The sequence below is a fragment of the Mesorhizobium sp. AR07 genome, from assembly GCF_024746815.1.
Taxonomy (GTDB): Bacteria; Pseudomonadota; Alphaproteobacteria; order Rhizobiales; family Rhizobiaceae; genus Mesorhizobium.
Window position 1 is genome coordinate 6,307,834 of sequence record NZ_CP080525.1, and the last position, 16,636, is coordinate 6,324,469.

The window sequence follows — 16,636 nt, forward strand, 5'->3', positions numbered from 1 at the left end:
ACGGCCCCCCGACCGCGCCGCGATCTTGGAGCGGATTACGTCCACAGTCACCCGGTTCCGCGCAAAAATTGTGTTGATGGCGGCCTTCCGGGCGAAGGTCGACTAAATCAAATCGGCCTTCGCCAGCTCCCGCATCAGATGACTGGCGCCGTAGGTCCAGTGCGGGCAGTCGGGCGACAGCCGTACCCGGTTGACGAGAGCGCCGAATTTCTCCGACGAGATCGTGACGATGTCGCCAACCTTGTGGGTGAAGCCCTTGCCTTTCTCGCCGCGATCCTTCGACGGCACGAACATCGTGCCGAGATAGAGCGCCAGCCCGTCCGGATACTGGTGGTGCGGGCCCATGGCGGCGGCAACCAGTTCTTCCGGCGAGCGGCTGATCTCGGCCATCGAGCTTGCGCCCTCCAGCGAGAACCCGTCCTCGCCCTCGACCTTCAGGCGCACGACGGCCTGCTTGACATTATCGATCGAGAACGTGTCGTCGAACAGGCGGATGAAGGGGCCGAGGGCCGCCGAGGCGTTGTTGTCCTTGGCCTTGCCGAGCAGCAGCGCCGAGCGCCCTTCGACGTCGCGCAGATTGACGTCGTTGCCGAGGGTGGCGCCGACGATCCTGCCGCTGCTGGCGGCGATCATGGCGATCTCCGGCTCCGGATTGTTCCAGGTCGAGACCGGGTGCAGGCCGACATCGGCGCCAAAGCCGACCGAGGCCATCGGCTGGCATTTGGTGAAGATCTCGGCGTCGGGGCCAATGCCGACCTCCAGATATTGCGACCAGGCGCCGCGCGCGATGAGCTTGGCCTTGATCTCCATCGCCTCTGGCGAACCGGGTTTGAGCTTCGACAAATCGTGGCCGATCAGCCCGGCAATGTCGGCACGGATGGCGTCGGCTTTTTCCGCCGAGCCGCGCGCCTGTTCCTCGATCACCCGTTCGAGCAGGCTGACGACGAAGGTCACGCCCGAGGCCTTCACCGCCTGCAGATCGACCGGGGAGAGCAGGTACGGCTTTTTCGCATCGCGCTTGGCCTCAAAGCTGTTGGCGGCGATGGCGTCGAGCGAGCCGATCGGCTTGCCCTTGGCCGAGCGCACGTGGCCGGCAGGATCAGCCATCTCGCAGACGTCACGCACGGTCGGCGCCGTGCTCGACGTGATGTCGAAGACGGTGCCGTCGCGCACCGTGACCACCAGCGGATGCGCGGCATCGTTGCTCCTGGCGCGACCGACAAAAAGGCCCTCGGCGGGCAGATGCGTCGGGTTGGTCATGGCGTTCGGTCCTCCGAAATGATCGACACTGGCCGGATCGGCGCGGCACTTTCACCGGATTCCCATCAAAGGTCTATCCCGTCGGCTGGCAATCGGCGGTGCTGTTCTCGGTCGCAAGATAACTGGCCTCCAAGAGCCCTTGGCGCTGGTCCAAATGGCAGGGCGGAAAATGCTATTTCAAATTTATGAAATTCTGACTAGAATTTTCATTCATCGCAAACTGCCCAGGTGACCCTTGCCCGCACTGTTCTCCGATCCGATCTGGCGAAAGCCGCAAGCGGCTTCCATGTTTCCGGCGCTCTTTGCTGGCGGCGAACGCGCCGATGTCGTCATTGTCGGCGGCGGCATCATGGGCCTGTCGACGGCGTTGCACGCTGCTCGCCTTGGCCTATCCGTGCAGGTGCTGGAGGCCGGCGAAATCGGCCAGGGCGCATCGGGGCTGAACGGCGGGCAGGTCATTCCCGGCCTGAAATACGATCCGGAATGGCTGCTGGAGCATTTTGGCGCCGAGCGCGGCGAGGCGCTCGTCAACTTCGCCGCTTCGACCGCGAATGCGGTTTTCGAGTTGATCCGCGACGAAAAACTGGCTGTGCCGTTCGTTCGCAATGGCTGGATCCAGGCGGCGCATACCGAGGCCGCGCTGAAGGCGGCGGCAAACCGTGACCGGCAATGGCGCGCGCGTGGCGCCGACGTCCGGCTTCTGAACGCGGGCGAGATCGCCGCGATGACCGGGGCGCAAGGGTATCTCGGCGGTTGGCTCGATCGCCGCGCCGGTATCATCGACCCCCTTGCCTACACGTCGGAACTCGCTCGAATTGCCACCGCCGCGGGTGTAAGAATCGCCGAACGCCAGAAAGTCGTGCGGCTCGGCAAGACTGCCGGTATCTGGCGCATTTCGACGGAAAGTGGCGAAGAACTGCAGGCAAGGGCGGTTGTGCTGGCAACGAACGCCTATACAGGCGGTCTGCTGCCAGGCCTCGCCGAGACCATCGTTCCGCTGCATTCCTTCCAGATTGCGACCGCGCCATTGCCGCCTGGCCTGGCAGCCACGATCCTGCCGCAAGGGCAGGCGGTGTCGGACTCCCGGCGCATCCTCGTCTATTACCGCAAGAGTGCCGACGGCCGGCTGGTGCTGGGCGGGCGTGGCGCATGGCCTTGCCGACAAGTCCGGGCGACTGGGCGCATCTCGAGCGGGCGCTGCGGCGGCTTTATCCCGGCCTGTCCGGCGTCGCTATCGAGAAGCGTTGGTTCGGCCGGGTGGCGATGACGCCGGACCACCTGCCGCACATCCACGAGCCCGAGCAGGGCCTCCTGGCCGTGGTCGGCTGCCAGGGGCGCGGCGTCGGCCTGATGACGGCACTTGGCGAGCGCATCGCAACCTATCTTTCCAGCGGCGACGCCAGGCAGTTGCCATTTCCAGTCTCGCCGATTCGGCCGATCCCGTTCCACGCCTTCCGGCAGGTCGGCGTTGCCGCGACCATCGCCTGGTATCGCTTGCTCGACGCGCTGGAGCGTTGACGCAGCAATTCGTCTCAATGGGATTCTGCTTGGGGATTCCGCTTGACAGTTTCATGAATATGAAAAAGTCTTAAGTAATTTCAAATTTCGATAGGCAGGTCGATGTCGACCATTGTTGCAACGCAAGCGCCAAAGGCCCGGTCTTCATCGGGCTTCCGCGTCGCCATGTTGCTGCCGGGCGCGCTGGTCACCTTCCTTTTGATCCTGTTTGCCCTCAGCCTGGTGCTTTTTCTCGCCTTCCGCGGCAATGACGGTTCGCTGCTCGGCGCTGGTTTCAGCCTGGCGAACTTCGCCACCGTGGTGTCCGATCCGCTGTACTGGACGGTGACGCTGCGCTCGCTGGTCATTGCCGCCTTGGTCACGCTGGCCACGGTCGTCACCGCCTATCCCGTCGCCTACTACCTTGCCTTCCACGCCGGACGGCGGCGCGGCCTGCTGCTGTTCCTGGTGACGCTGCCGTTCTGGACCAGCTATCTCCTGCGCGTCTTCGCCTGGAAGATCGTGCTGGCCTACAATGGCGTCTTGAACTCGGCGCTGATCGAAAGCGGCATCTGGTCCGAGCCGACCTTGGCTTTTCTCAACACGCCGGCGGCTGTCGTCATCACGCTGGCGCATGCCTACGCGCCGTTCGCCATCCTGCCGATCTACGTGGCGCTGGACACCATCCCGAAGTCGCTGATCGAGGCCGCTTCCGATCTTGGCGCTAGACCCTTCACCTCTTTCCGCCGGGTCGTGCTGCCCAATTCGATGCCGGGTGTGCTGGCCGCCGCCCTCGTCGTCTTCGTGCCGACGGTCGGCGACTATGTCACCCCCGCGCTCGTCGGCGGCCCGGCCAGCACCATGATCGGCACACTGATCCAGGCGCAGTTCGGCAAGGCCAACGACTGGCCGTTTGGCGCCGCGCTCTCCGTCGCTGTCATGCTGGTCATCCTTGCCGTGGTGCTGGTCGCACGTTTCACCGACCGCAAATTTGGCAGCCGCACATGAGCGGGGGGCGGCGCGCGCAAGGTGGCGGCCGCTGGCTTGGCGTCTACGTCGTCGCCTATCTGGTCTTCCTCTATCTGCCGGTGCTGCTGATCCCGCTGTTTTCCTTCAACAACTCAATCCAGGCAGCGTTTCCGCTGCTAGGCTTTACCTTGCAATGGTATGCGACGCTGTTCGGCAATTCGGCGCTGTCCGGCGCGCTTTTGAACAGCCTCGTCATCGGCGCGATTGCCGCCACGGGGGCAACGCTCTGCGGCATCACCGTGTCCTACATGGACCTTTATGGCCGCTCGCCGCTTGCCGCCACCATCAGCGCCATCGCCCGGCTGCCGATCCTGATCCCAGGTGTCATCGTCGGCATATCGCTGCTGATCCTCATCAACCTTATCGGGCTCGGGCCGTCGCGCATTGCCATCGTTCTCGGTCACATATTGGTGGCGCTGCCGACGACGGTGGTGATCATGCGCAGCCGCTTTGCCGCCATCCCGAAAACCATTCGCGATGCCGCGCTCGACCTCGGCGCTTCCGACTGGACGACGTTCCGGCGCGTGATGCTGCCGCTCAGCCTGCCGGCCATCGTCTCGGCCTTCATGCTGGCCTTCCTGATCTCCTTCGACGAATTCATCGTCGTCTTCTTCCTCGCCGGCACCGAGCCGACGCTGCCGCTCTACATCTGGAGCCAGCTGCGGTTCCCGAAATCGCTGCCGACGGTCATGGCGCTGGGCACGTCGATCCTGGCGGTCTCCTTCATCATCGCTGCAATCGCCGAAATCCTGCGCCATCGCGGCCTGTCCGCGGCAGCACCACGGCCCGTGGATCCATCACAACCAAAACAAACCGAAAGAGGAGAACTGCAATGGCATTCGACCTGATATCTGGAAAGATGGCCCGGACCGGCCTGGCGGCCCTGGCCTTGGCGCTGTCGTCGACCGTCGCCTTCGCCGGCGACAAGCTGCAATATTTCACCTGGTCGGGTTATGAACTGCCCGACTTCAACAAGAGCTTCCTTGCCGCACATCCCGATGGCGTCGAGGCCTCGATCTTCGGTGACGACGATGACGCCTTCACCAAGGTCAAGGCCGGCTTCCGTCCCGACATCGCGCATCCCTGCTATGACAAGGTGGCGCGCTGGAACAAGGAAGGCCTGCTGCAGCCGATCGACACCAAGCGCATCAAGAACTGGGATTCGATCTTCCCGGTGTTCAAGAACCTGCCCGACCTGCAGGCCGGCGACGGCAAGGTCTGGATGGTGCCGTGGGACTGGGGCAACACCTCGATCCTCTACCGCACCGATCTGGTGAAGAACCCGGAAGCGAGCTGGAACCTTCTGTGGGACAAGCAGTACGCCGGTCGCATGGCGACCATCGACGCCGTGCACGACACGCCGATCGTTGCGGCGCTGCTGGCCGGCGTCAATCCGTTCGACATGACACCAGAGCAAATGGACAAGGTAGCCGCGAAGCTGCGTGAGCAACGCCCGCTGCTCTCCAACTACACCACCGACATGACCTCGGTCGAACAGGCGCTGGCCAGCGGCCAGCTGGTCGCCGCCATGACCTGGAACGCGTCGGCCACCTCGCTGAAGAAGCAGGGCGTGCCGGTCGAGTTCATGAAGCCGAAGGAAGGCATGCTGACCTGGGCCTGCGGCTTCGTCATGCTGAAGGACGCCAAGAATGTCGATCTCGCCTATGATTTCATCAACAGCAGGCTGGACGCCGACTCGGGCAAATACCTGATCGAATCCTATGGCTATGGCAGCTCGCTGAGCTCTGCCTTTGCCACCGTGCCGAAGGAGGAGTTGGAGAAGCTGCAGCTGCCGTCCGACCCAGAGGTGATGCTGAAGACCACCATCTTCACCGGACCGATGAAACAGAATGACGACCTCGCCAAGATGTTCGAAAAGGTCAAGGCGGGCGGGTGAGGCTGGCTTTCCAATCGCTGAAATCTGCGCCGCCCCTCATCCGCCTGCCGGCACCTTCTCCCCGTATAGTGACGGGGAGAAGGGAAGCGCTCCAACGCTGGCGACCCCCTCTCCCCGTCTCTATACGGGGAGAGGGTAAGGGTGAGGGGCAGCGCTGACGTTCGGAAAGTGCAGCGCTATTCAGACGATCAAGCGGCAAACGAGGACGTACGCATGGACATGCTTGACGAAGCGGCTGAAAAACCGAAGGACGATGCCGATGTGCGGGTCGGCCGGCGCGTGCGGGCGCTGCGGCTGGAGCGCAAGCTGTCGTTGGCCGATCTGGCAGCCAGGGCCGGCGTGTCGATCGGGGCGCTCAGCCAGATCGAGCGCGGCATGTCCTCGCTGCGCGTCAAGGTGATCTGGCCGCTCGCCGCCGCCCTCGACATCGAGCCATCGGCGCTGATCGCCGACGGCAACGATGCCGTCAACGATCTCTATTGCGTGCGCGCGGGCAGCCGTCGCGCGATTCCCGTGAAATCGGAAGGCATCGCCAAGGCGCTGCTGTCGCCGCCGGGTGCGACACTGACCGGCATGCTGGTGACGGTGGACGCCGGCGGCGGCACCGCCGAGGCCTATGCCCATGCCGGCCATGAATTCGGCTTCGTCGTTTCGGGAGAGGTCGAACTGGTGGTGGATTCGACAAAATACGTGCTGAAGACCGGCGACAGCTTTGCCTTCAAGAGCACGCTGTTGCATGCCTTCCGCAATCCGGGCGCCGAGCGCTGCCAGATCCTTTGGGTCAACACCACGAAACCCTCCGAGGTTCGCGATGGCGCCTGATCCTCTCGTTCGGCTGCAGGCGGTTTCGAAGCACTTTCCCGGCGGCATCGTCGGGCTCGATGCCGTCGATCTCGACATTATCAGCGGCGAGTTTCTCACCCTGCTCGGGCCGTCGGGCTGCGGCAAGACCACCAGCCTGCGCGTCATCGCCGGCTTCGAAAGCCCATCGAGCGGCAAGGTGCTGCTCGACGGCCGCGATATCACAGCGCTTCGGCCCTACGACCGGCCTGTCAACACCGTGTTCCAGGACTACGCGCTGTTTCCGCATATGAACGTCACCGAGAATGTCGGCTTCGGCCTGTCCTTGCGAAAATTGTCCGGCGCCGAGCAGGCAAAACGCGTCGGCGAAGCCCTCGATATGGTCGGTCTTGCCGACAAGCTTGGCGCCCGCGTCTCCGAACTGTCGGGCGGCCAACGCCAGCGCGTAGCACTCGCCCGCGCCATCGTCTGCGAGCCGCGCGTGCTGCTGCTCGACGAACCGCTGTCGGCGCTCGACGCGCATCTGCGCGAACAGATGCAGGTCGAGCTGAAACGGCTGCAGTCGCGGCTCGGCACCACCTTCGTCATGGTCACCCACGACCAAACCGAAGCGCTGTCGATCTCCGATCGCATCGTCGTCATGAACAAGGGCCGCATCGAGCAGATCGCGCCGCCGGCGACGCTTTACGACCGGCCCGCCACCACATTCGTCGCCAGTTTCATCGGCACCATGAACCTGTTGCAGTCACGTTTTATCGGCCGCGATGGCGATCGCTTGCGCTTCGCCGCTGGCGCCTTGCCGCTGGAAGCAACCTCGGAATCCGGCGAGGCTCCGGCCGAAGGCGCGGTCCGCATTGTCGGGGTGCGCCCGGAAGATCTTCTGGCGGTGGCGGATGCGGCGCCGGGCACGGCGCCGGCGCGTGTCAACAGCATCGTCTTTCACGGCCGCACCTTGCGCCTGCATGCCGAACTCGGGCAGGGGGCACCTGTTGTCATCGACGCGCCACGCCAGGCCGGGGGTTTTCAGTTCAGCGTCGGCGATGTGGCGCATATCAGCCTGCGCCGTGGCGCTAACTGCCCTATGCTGCCAAGCTAGTCTCACCGACAGTCCAAAAACCGGAGCACCGCCCATGAGCAATCATCTGAACTTCTTCATCGACGGCAAGTGGGTGGCACCCGTGGTGCCGGCGACGCTTGATGTGATCGACCCGTCCACCGAAGAGGCCTACACCAAGATTTCCGTCGGCTCGAAGGCCGATGTCGACAAGGCCGTGGCGGCTGCTAAGGCGGCCTTCCCGTCCTTCTCGCAGACCAGCAAGGCCGAGCGGCTGAAGCTGCTGAAGCGTATCCTCGAAATCTACAATGAGCGCTACGAGGACATCGCCCAGGCCGTCAGCCAGGAGATGGGTGCGCCGATCACCTGGGCGCGCGAGGCGCAGGCCTGGGCGGGCAGGGCGCATATGGAAGCCACCATCAAGGCGCTGGAAGACTACGAGTTCAGCGAGAAGCGTGGCGGCACCATGGTGGTCAAGGAGCCGATCGGCGTCTGCGCGCTGATCACACCCTGGAACTGGCCGCTCAACCAGATCGTCTGCAAGGTTGCACCGGCGATCGCTGCCGGCTGCACTGTCGTGCTCAAGCCCTCCGAGATCGCGCCGATCAGCGGCATCGTCTTTTCCGAAGTGATGCAGGCCGCCGGCACGCCGAAGGGCGTCTACAACATGATCAACGGCACCGGCCCGGATGTCGGCCAGATCATGGCCGGCCATCCCGATGTCGACATGGTGTCCTTCACCGGTTCGACCCGCGCCGGCATCATCGTCGCCAAGACGGCGGCCGAGACGGTCAAGCGCGTGGCGCAGGAACTCGGCGGCAAGTCGGCCAACATCGTGTTGCCGGACGCCGATTTCGAAACGGCGGTGCGCAAGGGTGTCGAGGGCTGCTTCGGCAACAGCGGCCAGTCCTGCGACGCACCGACCCGCATGCTGGTGCCGGCTGCCCGCCATGACGAGGCGCTCGCCATCGCCAAGAAGGCGGCTGAAGCGCATAATGTCGGCGATCCGCGCTCGGAGGACACCAAGCTTGGGCCGGTGGTCTCCAACATCCAGTACGACAAGATCCAGCGGCTGATCGAAGCCGGCATCAAGGAAGGCGCCACGCTGGTCACCGGTGGGCCCGGCCGGCCCGAACACCTCAACCGCGGTTACTATGTCAGGCCGACCGTGTTCGGCCACGTCACGCCCGGCATGACCATCGAAAAGGAAGAGATCTTCGGCCCGGTGCTGTCCGTCATTTCCTATAGTGACGACGACGACGCGGTGAAGATCGCCAACGACACGGTTTACGGCCTCGCCGCCTATGTGCAGTCGCAGGACATCGATCATGCGCGAAAAGTGGCCGGACAGCTGCGCGCCGGACAGGTCTCGATCAACTATCCGGAATGGGACACGTTCGCACCCTTCGGCGGCTACAAGCAGTCGGGCAATGGCCGCGAATATGCCGACTGGGCGATCCACGATTTTCTCGAGGTCAAGGGCATCATCGGCTACGGGGCGTAGGCCTGGGATCAAACAGGGCAATCGCTTCAACGACGGGTTCCCATCTGTGGCGGAGACCACCAATTGCCGAGGCCGGCGCCGCCCCTCATCGCCCTGCCGGGCACTTCTCCCCGTATAGTGACGGGGAGAAGGGGCCGGCCGCAACTTTGGTGCCCCCCGCCAATGCCGGTGATTGGCGAAATCGGCGATGACAGCACCCTCTCCCCGTCACTATACGGGGAGAGGATGCCGGCAGGCAGGTGAGGGGCAGCGCTAACGCCCCATGAGGTGCGAATTCGACGCCTGAATTGCCCTGCCGTATCAAATCCGCGCTTGACTCAAGCGAGTGTTCCTGTTTTGTTCTATCTGTAGAGCAAAACAGGAGCGTTTCTTGTCGGGCGTATGCTTATGTATCTGCAAGGCGAATTCGATTTCGGAATCCCGGAGCCGCCATGGCGGCCTAAACGGCCCGATCGCGTATTCTACGGCTTGTTCTTGCAACCGAAGGACTATTCTCGGTTTGCTGATTGTCAAAACCGGCTATGCAGCCAATGTGGGATAACCGGCTCCCGTCTGCTTTGTCAGCGTTTTCACGTCAGTCTGCAGCACGTGGGTGACTACAAGAGACTGCGAACGAAAACCATCTTTGCAGCCGCCCGGTCGGGGCGGCGCATCGCGATGCCGGAGTTCGAGGTTACCTTTCGTCATTTCAGGAGCTTTCCCGGCCGCCCGGCGACAAGGGGCAGCCCGGCCAAGCATCCTTTCGTGCTTCTCGCCGAGGACGGACCGGTTTGTGAATTGAGCACGAAGATCGGTGCTGAAATGTTGCGCGAAGGCCTCAAAGCATCCGACGGTTTCGTTCCACATTTGACGTTAGCCTATGACCAAAAACTTGTCCCGCAACAGCCGATCGACCCAATCAGCTTTGTTGCACGGGAGTTCATTCTTGTGCACAGCCTGCGCGGGCTGAAGAAATACGTTTTCCCGGAATGTTGGCCGCTGAGCGCGATGTGATGCGCCGATCTGTCTCCTCACATCGTCCTGACATGGATTGTCACCTATCGAGCGCCCCGACGATGGCAGGCCGGGCGGCTGTTCCCTATTTGCACTATGTCTGAACAGGAGGAACACATATGACCATCGCGGAAATTGCCAAGGATTTCACCGAACTCCTCAAGCAGGGCGACCACGAACGTGCTGCTGGGAAATACAATGCCGACGATATCGTCAGCTATGAAGCCATGGACGGGCCGATGGCCATCGCCCGCGGCAAGGATGCCCTCAAGCAGAAGGGCCAGTGGTGGCAGGAGAACCACGAGGTCCATGGCGGCTCGGTCGAAGGCCCCTATCTCAACGGCGACCAGTTCGCGGTGCGCTTCAAGTTTGACATAACGCCCAAGGCCACCGGAGAGCGTGTCACCATGGATGAGGTCGGCTTGTACACGGTCAAGAACGGCAAGATCACCGAAGAGCGCTTCTACTATTGAGGCCGGACATACCGCCGGCTTCCGAGAGCTTGCTCTCGTCGCTGCAGGGTTGAAAGCATGGCGGCCGGGACGATGCCCTGGCCGCCATGCGAGAGGCTCAAATCGTCTTCACGAACTGCGCGAGCTGATCGAGCACCGTGCCCCAGCCGTCGAAGAAGCCCATCTCTTCATGGTTCTTGCGGGTCGCCTCGTCGCGGTGGATGGCGGTGGCGGTGTAGCGGGTTCCTTTGCCGTCCGGCAGGAAGGAAATGACCGCGGTTATGAACGGCTCCCCCGACGGCCGATAGCCCGGCAGCAGCGCGTCCGTCCACACCAGCCGCTCGTTCGGCACGATTTCGAGATAGCAGCAATGGCGGTCGTTGACCTCGTTGCCGTCGGGCGACTGCATGCGGGTCCGGAACAGCCCGCCGGGCTTGAGATCGATCTCGCAGTCGGTGATGAGCCATGGCTTCGGCGTGAACCACTGCTGGACATGCTCCGGCGTCGTCCAGGCCCTCCACAGCAACTCGCGCGGCGCATCGACGACACGCTCCAGCACGAGGTCCAGCCTGGGGTCCGGCTTGAAGGGATAGCTCATTTTTCTTGCTCCTTGAGGGTCATCACATAGGCGTCGAACTGGTCGAGGCGGCGCTCCCACAATGTGCGCTGTTGGGCCAGCCAGTTTTCGGCAAGCTTCAGCGGCTCGGGCGCCAGTTGGTAGGTTCGGACCCGGCCGGTCTTTTGCGAATGCACCAGCCCGCAGCCTTCAAGAACCTTGAGATGCTCGATGAAAGAGGGCAGGGCCATGTCGAAGGGATGCGCAAGTTCACTGACCGAGGCGGGACTGAGGTTCAGCCGTTCGACCACGCGTCGCCGCGTCGGGTCCGACAGGGCGCGAAAGATGCCGTCGATCGGTGGAGGGCTCGCGGTCTGGAGACTTGTCATTGGTCGATCCTGGGTGCCGTCAAACCGGCTCGAAAACACTTAGGAAAATTCCTTAGTGTTGGCAAGCCAAAAATCACCGGGACGCTGGCGAGGCCGCTGGCAAAGCGCACCGAGCGTCCTTAATCTGCGGGTTAGATTCGAAGTCCGAAGGGCAAGCGTTTTGACCATTACGATGTACGGCATCACCACCTGCGACACGATCAAGAAGGCGCGCGTCTGGCTGGAGGGCCATGATGCAGTCTATCGGTTTCACGACTACAGGGCCGAGGGTCTGGACGCCAAGCGGCTGGATGGCTGGGTCGGCAAGGTTGGCTGGGAAATCCTGCTCAACAAGGCGAGCACGACGTTCCGTGAACTGGCTGACAAGGACAAGCTGGGGCTCGATGAGAAGAAGGCCAAGGCGCTGATGCTGGCCAAGCCGACGATGATCAAGCGGCCGGTGCTGGAAGTTGGCGACAGGATTCTCGTCGGCTTCAAGCCGGATGTTTATGAGGAGGCGGTAGGCGGGAAGTAAAGCCGAACTCGCCCCCGCCGCGATCCTTCGCGCCCCCCTCTGTCCTGCCGGACATCTCCCCCTCAAGGGGGGAGATTGGCAGCGTCATTGTCGTCGCCTGTTTGTAACGTTGGCGATTGGCGAAAGCGGCGGCGAAGTCCGATCTCCCCCCTCGAGGGGGAGATGGCCGGCAGGCCAGAGGGGGGCGCTGTCCCGCCTGCCTGCGAAAATCCGAAGCTCTCAACCCCCGCGCAAATAAGCCGCCAGCGCCACCGCATTGTTGTGCGCTTCATCATGAGCGCCGTAGAGCAGCGTCACGTGACCTTCGCTAAGCAGGCTGCGCAATTGCCCGACTGCCTCTTCGTTCCCGTCCAGTTCGGCGCGATATCGCTTCTGAAACTCCGCCCAGCGCGCCGGCTCATGGCCGAACCACCCGCGCAACTCATCGCTCGGCGCTATCTCCTTCAGCCACAGCGCCAGCGCGGCCTCTTGCTTGCGGACCCCGCGTGGCCAGATCCGATCGACCAGAACCCTTTGCCCGTCACCAGGCGCCGGTGCCTCGTAAATCCGCTTGACCACCAGGTCGAAGGCCATCGGACCCGCCCCAAACGTGCTGTCAGGCCCACTCGCCCTTGCGCATGACAGGCACGCGGGCGCCGTCCTTGTGGACGCCGTCAATGTCGATCTTGTCCGAGCCGATCATCCAATCGATGTGGATGAAACTCTTGTTGCCGCCTCGTGCGGCGATCTCGTCCTGGCTGAGCGAGGCGCCGTCGACGAAGCATTTCGACATAGCACTGGCCGAGCGCGATGTGGCAGGCGGCGTTCTCGTCGAACAGCGTGTTGAAGAACAGCAGGCCGCTGGCCGAGATCGGCGAGGAATGCGGCACCAGCGCCACCTCGCCGAGACGGCGCGCGCCCTCGTCGGTGTCGAGCACCTTCTTCAGCACGTCCTCGCCCTTCGAAGCCTTGGCCTCGACGATGCGGCCCTCCTCGAAACGCACAGAAATCTCGTCGATCAACGTGCCCTGGTAGGACAGCGGCTTGGTCGAGGAGACATGGCCCTCGACGCGCCTTGCATGCGGCGTGGTGAAGACTTCCTCGGTCGGGATGTTGGGATTGCAGGTGATGCCGTTCTTGGCGGTCGAGGCGCCGCCCATCCATTCATGGCCGTCCGCCAGCCCGACGGTCAGGTCGGTGCCCGGCCCTGTGAAGTGCAGCGCGTGGAAATTGTGGCCGTTGAGCCATTCGGTGCGGCTGCGAAGTGCTGCATTGTGCGCCTTCCAGTTGCCGATCGGGTCTTCGACATCTACCCGCGACGCGGCGAAGATGGCGTCGGCGAGCTTGGCCACCGCAAGATCGTCGGCATCATCCGGGAAAACCTGCCTGGCCCAGGCGAGATCCGGATAGGCGACGATGTTCCAGTTGATGTCGAAGCCGGTGATCTTTTCCAGCGCCGGCTGGTAGGCCATCGAATTGGCCTTGTTGGCGCGCGCCACTTTCGTCGGGTCCTGCTCCGACAACAGCGACGGGTCCTCGCCGCGCACGGCAAGCCGCGCCGCATTGTTGGCGAAGGCTTTCGCCATGCCTTCATAGAGCCAGCCGGCGGCACGGTCGAAACTGGCATCGGCGCCGAAGCGGTAGCGCGCAAGCGTCATCTCATCATCGTTGAAGATCGGCGTCACCAGGCCGGCGCCGGCCTTGTAGGCGTGCTCGACGATGCGCCTGGTCAGCGGCAGCGCCGCGATCGATGATGTCAGCACCAGATCCTGTCCTGGCTGCAACTGCAGCCCGACCTTGATGGCGACCTCCGCCAGTCTGTCGAGCTTCACCGGGTCGATCGATGCGGAAACGCCGCGCGAATGTGTGGTCATGATCCTGCCTGCCGTAGTTTGATGTCCGATGCAACATAGAGCGGCGCTACGGTGCTTTCCACCGTGTTCGCGCCGGCGGACGCGGTGGCCGCATTGGCGGACCCGAACTGTGCCATTGTCGCCGCGATCTCTTCCTTGATCCAGACCTTGAAGTCGCGGACCTTGCGGCTTTCAGCCTCGGCAGAGGAGGTCACCAGCCAATAGCCGAGCCCACTCTGGGCGCGAATCCCGAACGGCGCCACAAGCCGCCCGTCGGCCAGTGCATCGGCGGTGAGCAATTGCCAGCCGAGCATCACGCCATGGCCGGCAATCGCCGATTCTAGGCACAGCATCGGGTCGGTGAAGCGCGCGCCTTTCAGGAAGGTGACGGGTTCGACACCCGCTTCGGCAAACCAGCTTTCCCAGTTGATCATCGCCCGCTCGTCGGTGATGGCGCAGGTCTGGGCAAGGTCCTCGATCGACTTCAGTTTTCGGGCGATCACCGGGGCGCAGACCGGGAAGACTTCCTGGGCCAGCAGCAGTTCCGCCCGCCCGCCCGGCCATTTGCCGTCGCCGAGCCGGATGGCGATGTCGATGTCGGAGTGATCGAGATCGGTCAGCCGCACCGAAGCATCGATGCGCAGCAGCACTTTGGGATGCCGGGCGAAGTGACGCGACAGTCGCGGCAGCAGCCATTTCGAGGCAAAGGCCGGCGCCACCGAAACCACCAATGTGCATTGCGTGGCGTCTTCGGCCAGCGCCACGGCCTGGGCAAGCTCACGAAACCCGACGCCGAGGCGAGCTGAAAAGACGGCACCGAATTCGGTCAGCACGAGACCGTTCGCCGTCCGCTCGAACAGCGCCTGGCCGAGCTGCTTCTCGGTGCGGCTTATCTGTTGGCTGACGGCACTGACGGAAACGCCGAGCTCACCGGCGGCCGCCGCGAGCGAGCCGAGACGGGCGACGGTTTCGACGGCGCGAAGGCCGTTGAGATGGACGCGGTTGAGCAGGGCCATTTGAGTTTTTCTAAACCGATCCGGCCGAAATCTCAATTGAAAGACACACCGAAACGGCAGACTTTAACCGGGGAGCCAGACCCGCGGAGCCGAAGATGCTGAGGATGTTGTCATCGCTGAAGGTCTTTTTCGCGACCGATGCTCCGCATGAGCCAAGCCGCGAGAGCGAGACGCAGCGATGGTTGACCGATCCGCTCGCGCACCCCGTTCTCAACACCATGTCGGAGCGCGAGCTTGGTGATGTGCCGTTCAGGCTGACGGCGCGGCGCACGGTGCATGAGACCGCTTCATTGCATGCCGGTTTCCGCGGACGCTGCTGAGAGACTGTTTGGAAATTCTACTCTGGCGGCCATCTGATGGCGTTTTCTGCGCTTCCGTTGCTCACGGACCAAATGTCCGCTGCGCTACGGTTCTCGAAACCACCACCATATGACTCGCCAGAGCGAATTTCGAAACAGTCTCTTAGTGGATGTCACGCTTTCCGGCTTGAGCAAAAGTCGAGGCGAGCGCCGCGCACCGCGACCGGCTGGCCCAACGGATGGCGGATTGTTTCAGCGATCCCTGCATTTATTGTGCGCTGCAATGACACCGGCCACCTCGACAGCACTGCGTTTCGCCGTTGCCGGCATGATCGCCATGGCCGTTGCCATGGGCATCGGCCGCTTCGTCTACACGCCGATCCTGCCTGGCATGATGGAGGAACTCCATCTGTCGCCAGCCGATGCCGGATGGATCGCCTCCGCCAACTATCTCGGCTACCTCGTCGGCGCGCTTGCCGCCGCCGGCGGCTGGGCGCATGGGCGCGAGCGCCTGCTGATGCTAGCCGGTCTCGGCGCGAGCACTGTTCTTGCTGCGTTGATGGGACTGTCCGACACCATGGTCGCCTTTCTCGTCATCCGCTTTCTTGCCGGTCTGGCCAGCGCCTTCGTCATGGTGTTCATGGCCAGCATCGTTTTCAGCCATATAAACGCTGCCGGCCGCAGCGACCTGCAGGCGTGGCATTTCGGTGGCGTCGGCCTCGGTATTGCGATATCCGCTGCGATGATGGCGGTGCTGGTCACCGAACATGCCGGCTGGGCGGCGGGCTGGCTGTGGTCGGCGGCAATTTCGGCTTGCGGTTTCGTCGTCGTGGCGCTGTTGGTGGATGAGGGTCCGCTCGCCCATGGCGAAGCCGGCCGGGAGCCGGCACTGCCGAAAGACCGGTCGCTGATGAAGATCATCGTCGCCTACGGCCTGTTCGGTTTCGGCTATGTGGTGACGGCGACGTTCCTGGTCGCCATCGTCCGGCAAGGCGGAGGCAGCCGCGTCTTCGAGGCCATGGTGTGGATGGTCGCCGGCCTTGCCGGTTTTCCCTCGACCTGGCTCTGGCAGAAGATCGCCGCGCGGATCGGACTCCATGCCGCCTATGCGCTGGCATGCTTCATCGAAGTTGCCGGTGTCACCGCCAGCGTCGCCGTTGGTGGGCGCACCGGACCGCTGCTAGGCGGCCTGCTGCTAGGCGGTACCTTCATTGCCATCACGGCACTTGGCCTGCAGGCCGCGCGGCGGCAGGCGTCAACGGCGCCCCGGCGCATCTTTGCCTTGATGACGGCGTCCTTCGGCCTTGGCCAGATCATCGGCCCGATCGCCGCCGGGCTGCTGGCGCAGGCGTCAGGCGATTTCTTCCTCGCCTCGATCACCGCCGCTGCCATGCTGGTCGTCTCCGGCGCGATCACATGGTCGGCTGCGCCAAAATCGCCATGATTGTGGTCTTGCTCGATGCCGGGCATCGGGCGGGCATTTTCTTTCCACCTAATGTGTGACTTTATGCCCGCTGATATCAGCTGATTTACGCATCGATCG

Annotated in this window: 16 protein-coding genes and 2 pseudogenes; 12 read left to right on the forward strand and 6 right to left on the reverse strand. The window is 63.4% G+C overall.

All coding sequences use genetic code 11. From position 1 onward, the window contains the following. Window positions 1-102: 102 nt before the first annotated feature. Window positions 103-1,260 (reverse strand): fumarylacetoacetate hydrolase family protein, encoded by a 1,158-nt coding sequence (locus BPNPMPFG_RS31020; protein WP_258592359.1) that lies wholly within the window; start codon window positions 1,258-1,260, stop codon window positions 103-105. A 235-nt stretch (window positions 1,261-1,495) separates the two neighbouring features. Here BPNPMPFG_RS31020 and BPNPMPFG_RS31025 point away from each other — a divergent pair. From BPNPMPFG_RS31025 to BPNPMPFG_RS31065, 9 genes and pseudogenes are all read left to right on the forward strand, one after another. Further along, a pseudogene (locus BPNPMPFG_RS31025) lies at window positions 1,496-2,778 on the forward strand (NAD(P)/FAD-dependent oxidoreductase). 102 nt (window positions 2,779-2,880) lie between these two features. Then, entirely contained in the window at window positions 2,881-3,765 is an 885-nt protein-coding gene (locus tag BPNPMPFG_RS31030; protein WP_258592360.1) for an ABC transporter permease, read from the forward strand. Beyond that, the gene (locus tag BPNPMPFG_RS31035; RefSeq protein ID WP_258592361.1) at window positions 3,762-4,634 is read left to right on the forward strand and encodes an ABC transporter permease; all 873 of its coding nucleotides are present in this window, start codon (window positions 3,762-3,764) and stop codon (window positions 4,632-4,634) included. The genes BPNPMPFG_RS31030 and BPNPMPFG_RS31035 overlap by 4 nt, the downstream gene beginning before the upstream one ends. After that, window positions 4,619-5,683 (forward strand): ABC transporter substrate-binding protein, encoded by a 1,065-nt coding sequence (locus BPNPMPFG_RS31040; RefSeq protein WP_258592362.1) that lies wholly within the window; start codon window positions 4,619-4,621, stop codon window positions 5,681-5,683. Before BPNPMPFG_RS31035 ends, BPNPMPFG_RS31040 begins: the two co-directional genes overlap by 16 nt. Window positions 5,684-5,896: 213 nt before the next feature. Then, complete coding sequence (locus tag BPNPMPFG_RS31045; protein ID WP_258592363.1) at window positions 5,897-6,505, forward strand: cupin domain-containing protein; 609 nt, start codon at window positions 5,897-5,899, stop codon at window positions 6,503-6,505. Then, complete coding sequence (locus tag BPNPMPFG_RS31050; RefSeq protein ID WP_258592364.1) at window positions 6,495-7,580, forward strand: ABC transporter ATP-binding protein; 1,086 nt, start codon at window positions 6,495-6,497, stop codon at window positions 7,578-7,580. Before BPNPMPFG_RS31045 ends, BPNPMPFG_RS31050 begins: the two co-directional genes overlap by 11 nt. 34 nt (window positions 7,581-7,614) lie before the next feature. Continuing rightward, window positions 7,615-9,042, forward strand: coding sequence for an aldehyde dehydrogenase family protein (locus BPNPMPFG_RS31055; protein WP_258592365.1), 1,428 nt, complete (start codon window positions 7,615-7,617; stop codon window positions 9,040-9,042). Window positions 9,043-9,429: 387 nt separating this feature from the next. Beyond that, window positions 9,430-10,035: a 2'-5' RNA ligase family protein gene (locus tag BPNPMPFG_RS31060; RefSeq protein WP_258592366.1), complete on the forward strand. Its 606-nt coding sequence runs from the start codon at window positions 9,430-9,432 to the stop codon at window positions 10,033-10,035. A gap of 119 nt (window positions 10,036-10,154) precedes the next feature. Next, window positions 10,155-10,508, forward strand: a complete 354-nt coding sequence (locus BPNPMPFG_RS31065) for a nuclear transport factor 2 family protein (RefSeq protein WP_258592367.1) — start codon at window positions 10,155-10,157, stop codon at window positions 10,506-10,508. 97 nt (window positions 10,509-10,605) lie between these two features. Here BPNPMPFG_RS31065 and BPNPMPFG_RS31070 read toward each other — a convergent pair whose 3' ends face one another. Together BPNPMPFG_RS31070 and BPNPMPFG_RS31075 are read right to left on the reverse strand one after the other, a co-directional pair. Then, complete coding sequence (locus tag BPNPMPFG_RS31070) at window positions 10,606-11,085, reverse strand: SRPBCC family protein (RefSeq protein WP_258592368.1); 480 nt, start codon at window positions 11,083-11,085, stop codon at window positions 10,606-10,608. Next, window positions 11,082-11,432, reverse strand: coding sequence for an ArsR/SmtB family transcription factor (locus BPNPMPFG_RS31075; protein ID WP_258592369.1), 351 nt, complete (start codon window positions 11,430-11,432; stop codon window positions 11,082-11,084). Before BPNPMPFG_RS31075 ends, BPNPMPFG_RS31070 begins: the two co-directional genes overlap by 4 nt. 160 nt (window positions 11,433-11,592) lie before the next feature. Here BPNPMPFG_RS31075 and BPNPMPFG_RS31080 point away from each other — a divergent pair, with 160 nt between their 5' ends. Then, the gene (locus tag BPNPMPFG_RS31080; RefSeq protein WP_258592370.1) at window positions 11,593-11,946 is read left to right on the forward strand and encodes an ArsC family reductase; all 354 of its coding nucleotides are present in this window, start codon (window positions 11,593-11,595) and stop codon (window positions 11,944-11,946) included. Between the two features lie 219 nt (window positions 11,947-12,165). Here the strand turns inward: BPNPMPFG_RS31080 and BPNPMPFG_RS31085 are convergent, their stop codons facing one another. The 3 genes and pseudogenes from BPNPMPFG_RS31085 to BPNPMPFG_RS31095 form a co-directional block, all read right to left on the reverse strand. After that, entirely contained in the window at window positions 12,166-12,519 is a 354-nt protein-coding gene (locus tag BPNPMPFG_RS31085) for a DUF488 domain-containing protein (RefSeq protein WP_258592371.1), read from the reverse strand. Between the two features lie 22 nt (window positions 12,520-12,541). Then, window positions 12,542-13,799: pseudogene (locus tag BPNPMPFG_RS31090) on the reverse strand (aminopeptidase). After that, window positions 13,796-14,794, reverse strand: a complete 999-nt coding sequence (locus tag BPNPMPFG_RS31095) for a LysR substrate-binding domain-containing protein (RefSeq protein WP_258592372.1) — start codon at window positions 14,792-14,794, stop codon at window positions 13,796-13,798. Before BPNPMPFG_RS31095 ends, BPNPMPFG_RS31090 begins: the two are co-directional and overlap by 4 nt. Window positions 14,795-14,889: 95 nt before the next feature. Here BPNPMPFG_RS31095 and BPNPMPFG_RS31100 point away from each other — a divergent pair, with 95 nt between their 5' ends. Then, window positions 14,890-15,114 carry a hypothetical protein gene (locus BPNPMPFG_RS31100; protein WP_258592373.1) on the forward strand — a complete coding sequence of 75 codons (225 nt, stop codon included), beginning with the start codon at window positions 14,890-14,892 and terminating at the stop codon, window positions 15,112-15,114. Window positions 15,115-15,376: 262 nt separating this feature from the next. Beyond that, window positions 15,377-16,537, forward strand: coding sequence for a YbfB/YjiJ family MFS transporter (locus BPNPMPFG_RS31105; RefSeq protein ID WP_258592374.1), 1,161 nt, complete (start codon window positions 15,377-15,379; stop codon window positions 16,535-16,537). The last annotated feature ends 99 nt before the right edge of the window (window positions 16,538-16,636 follow it).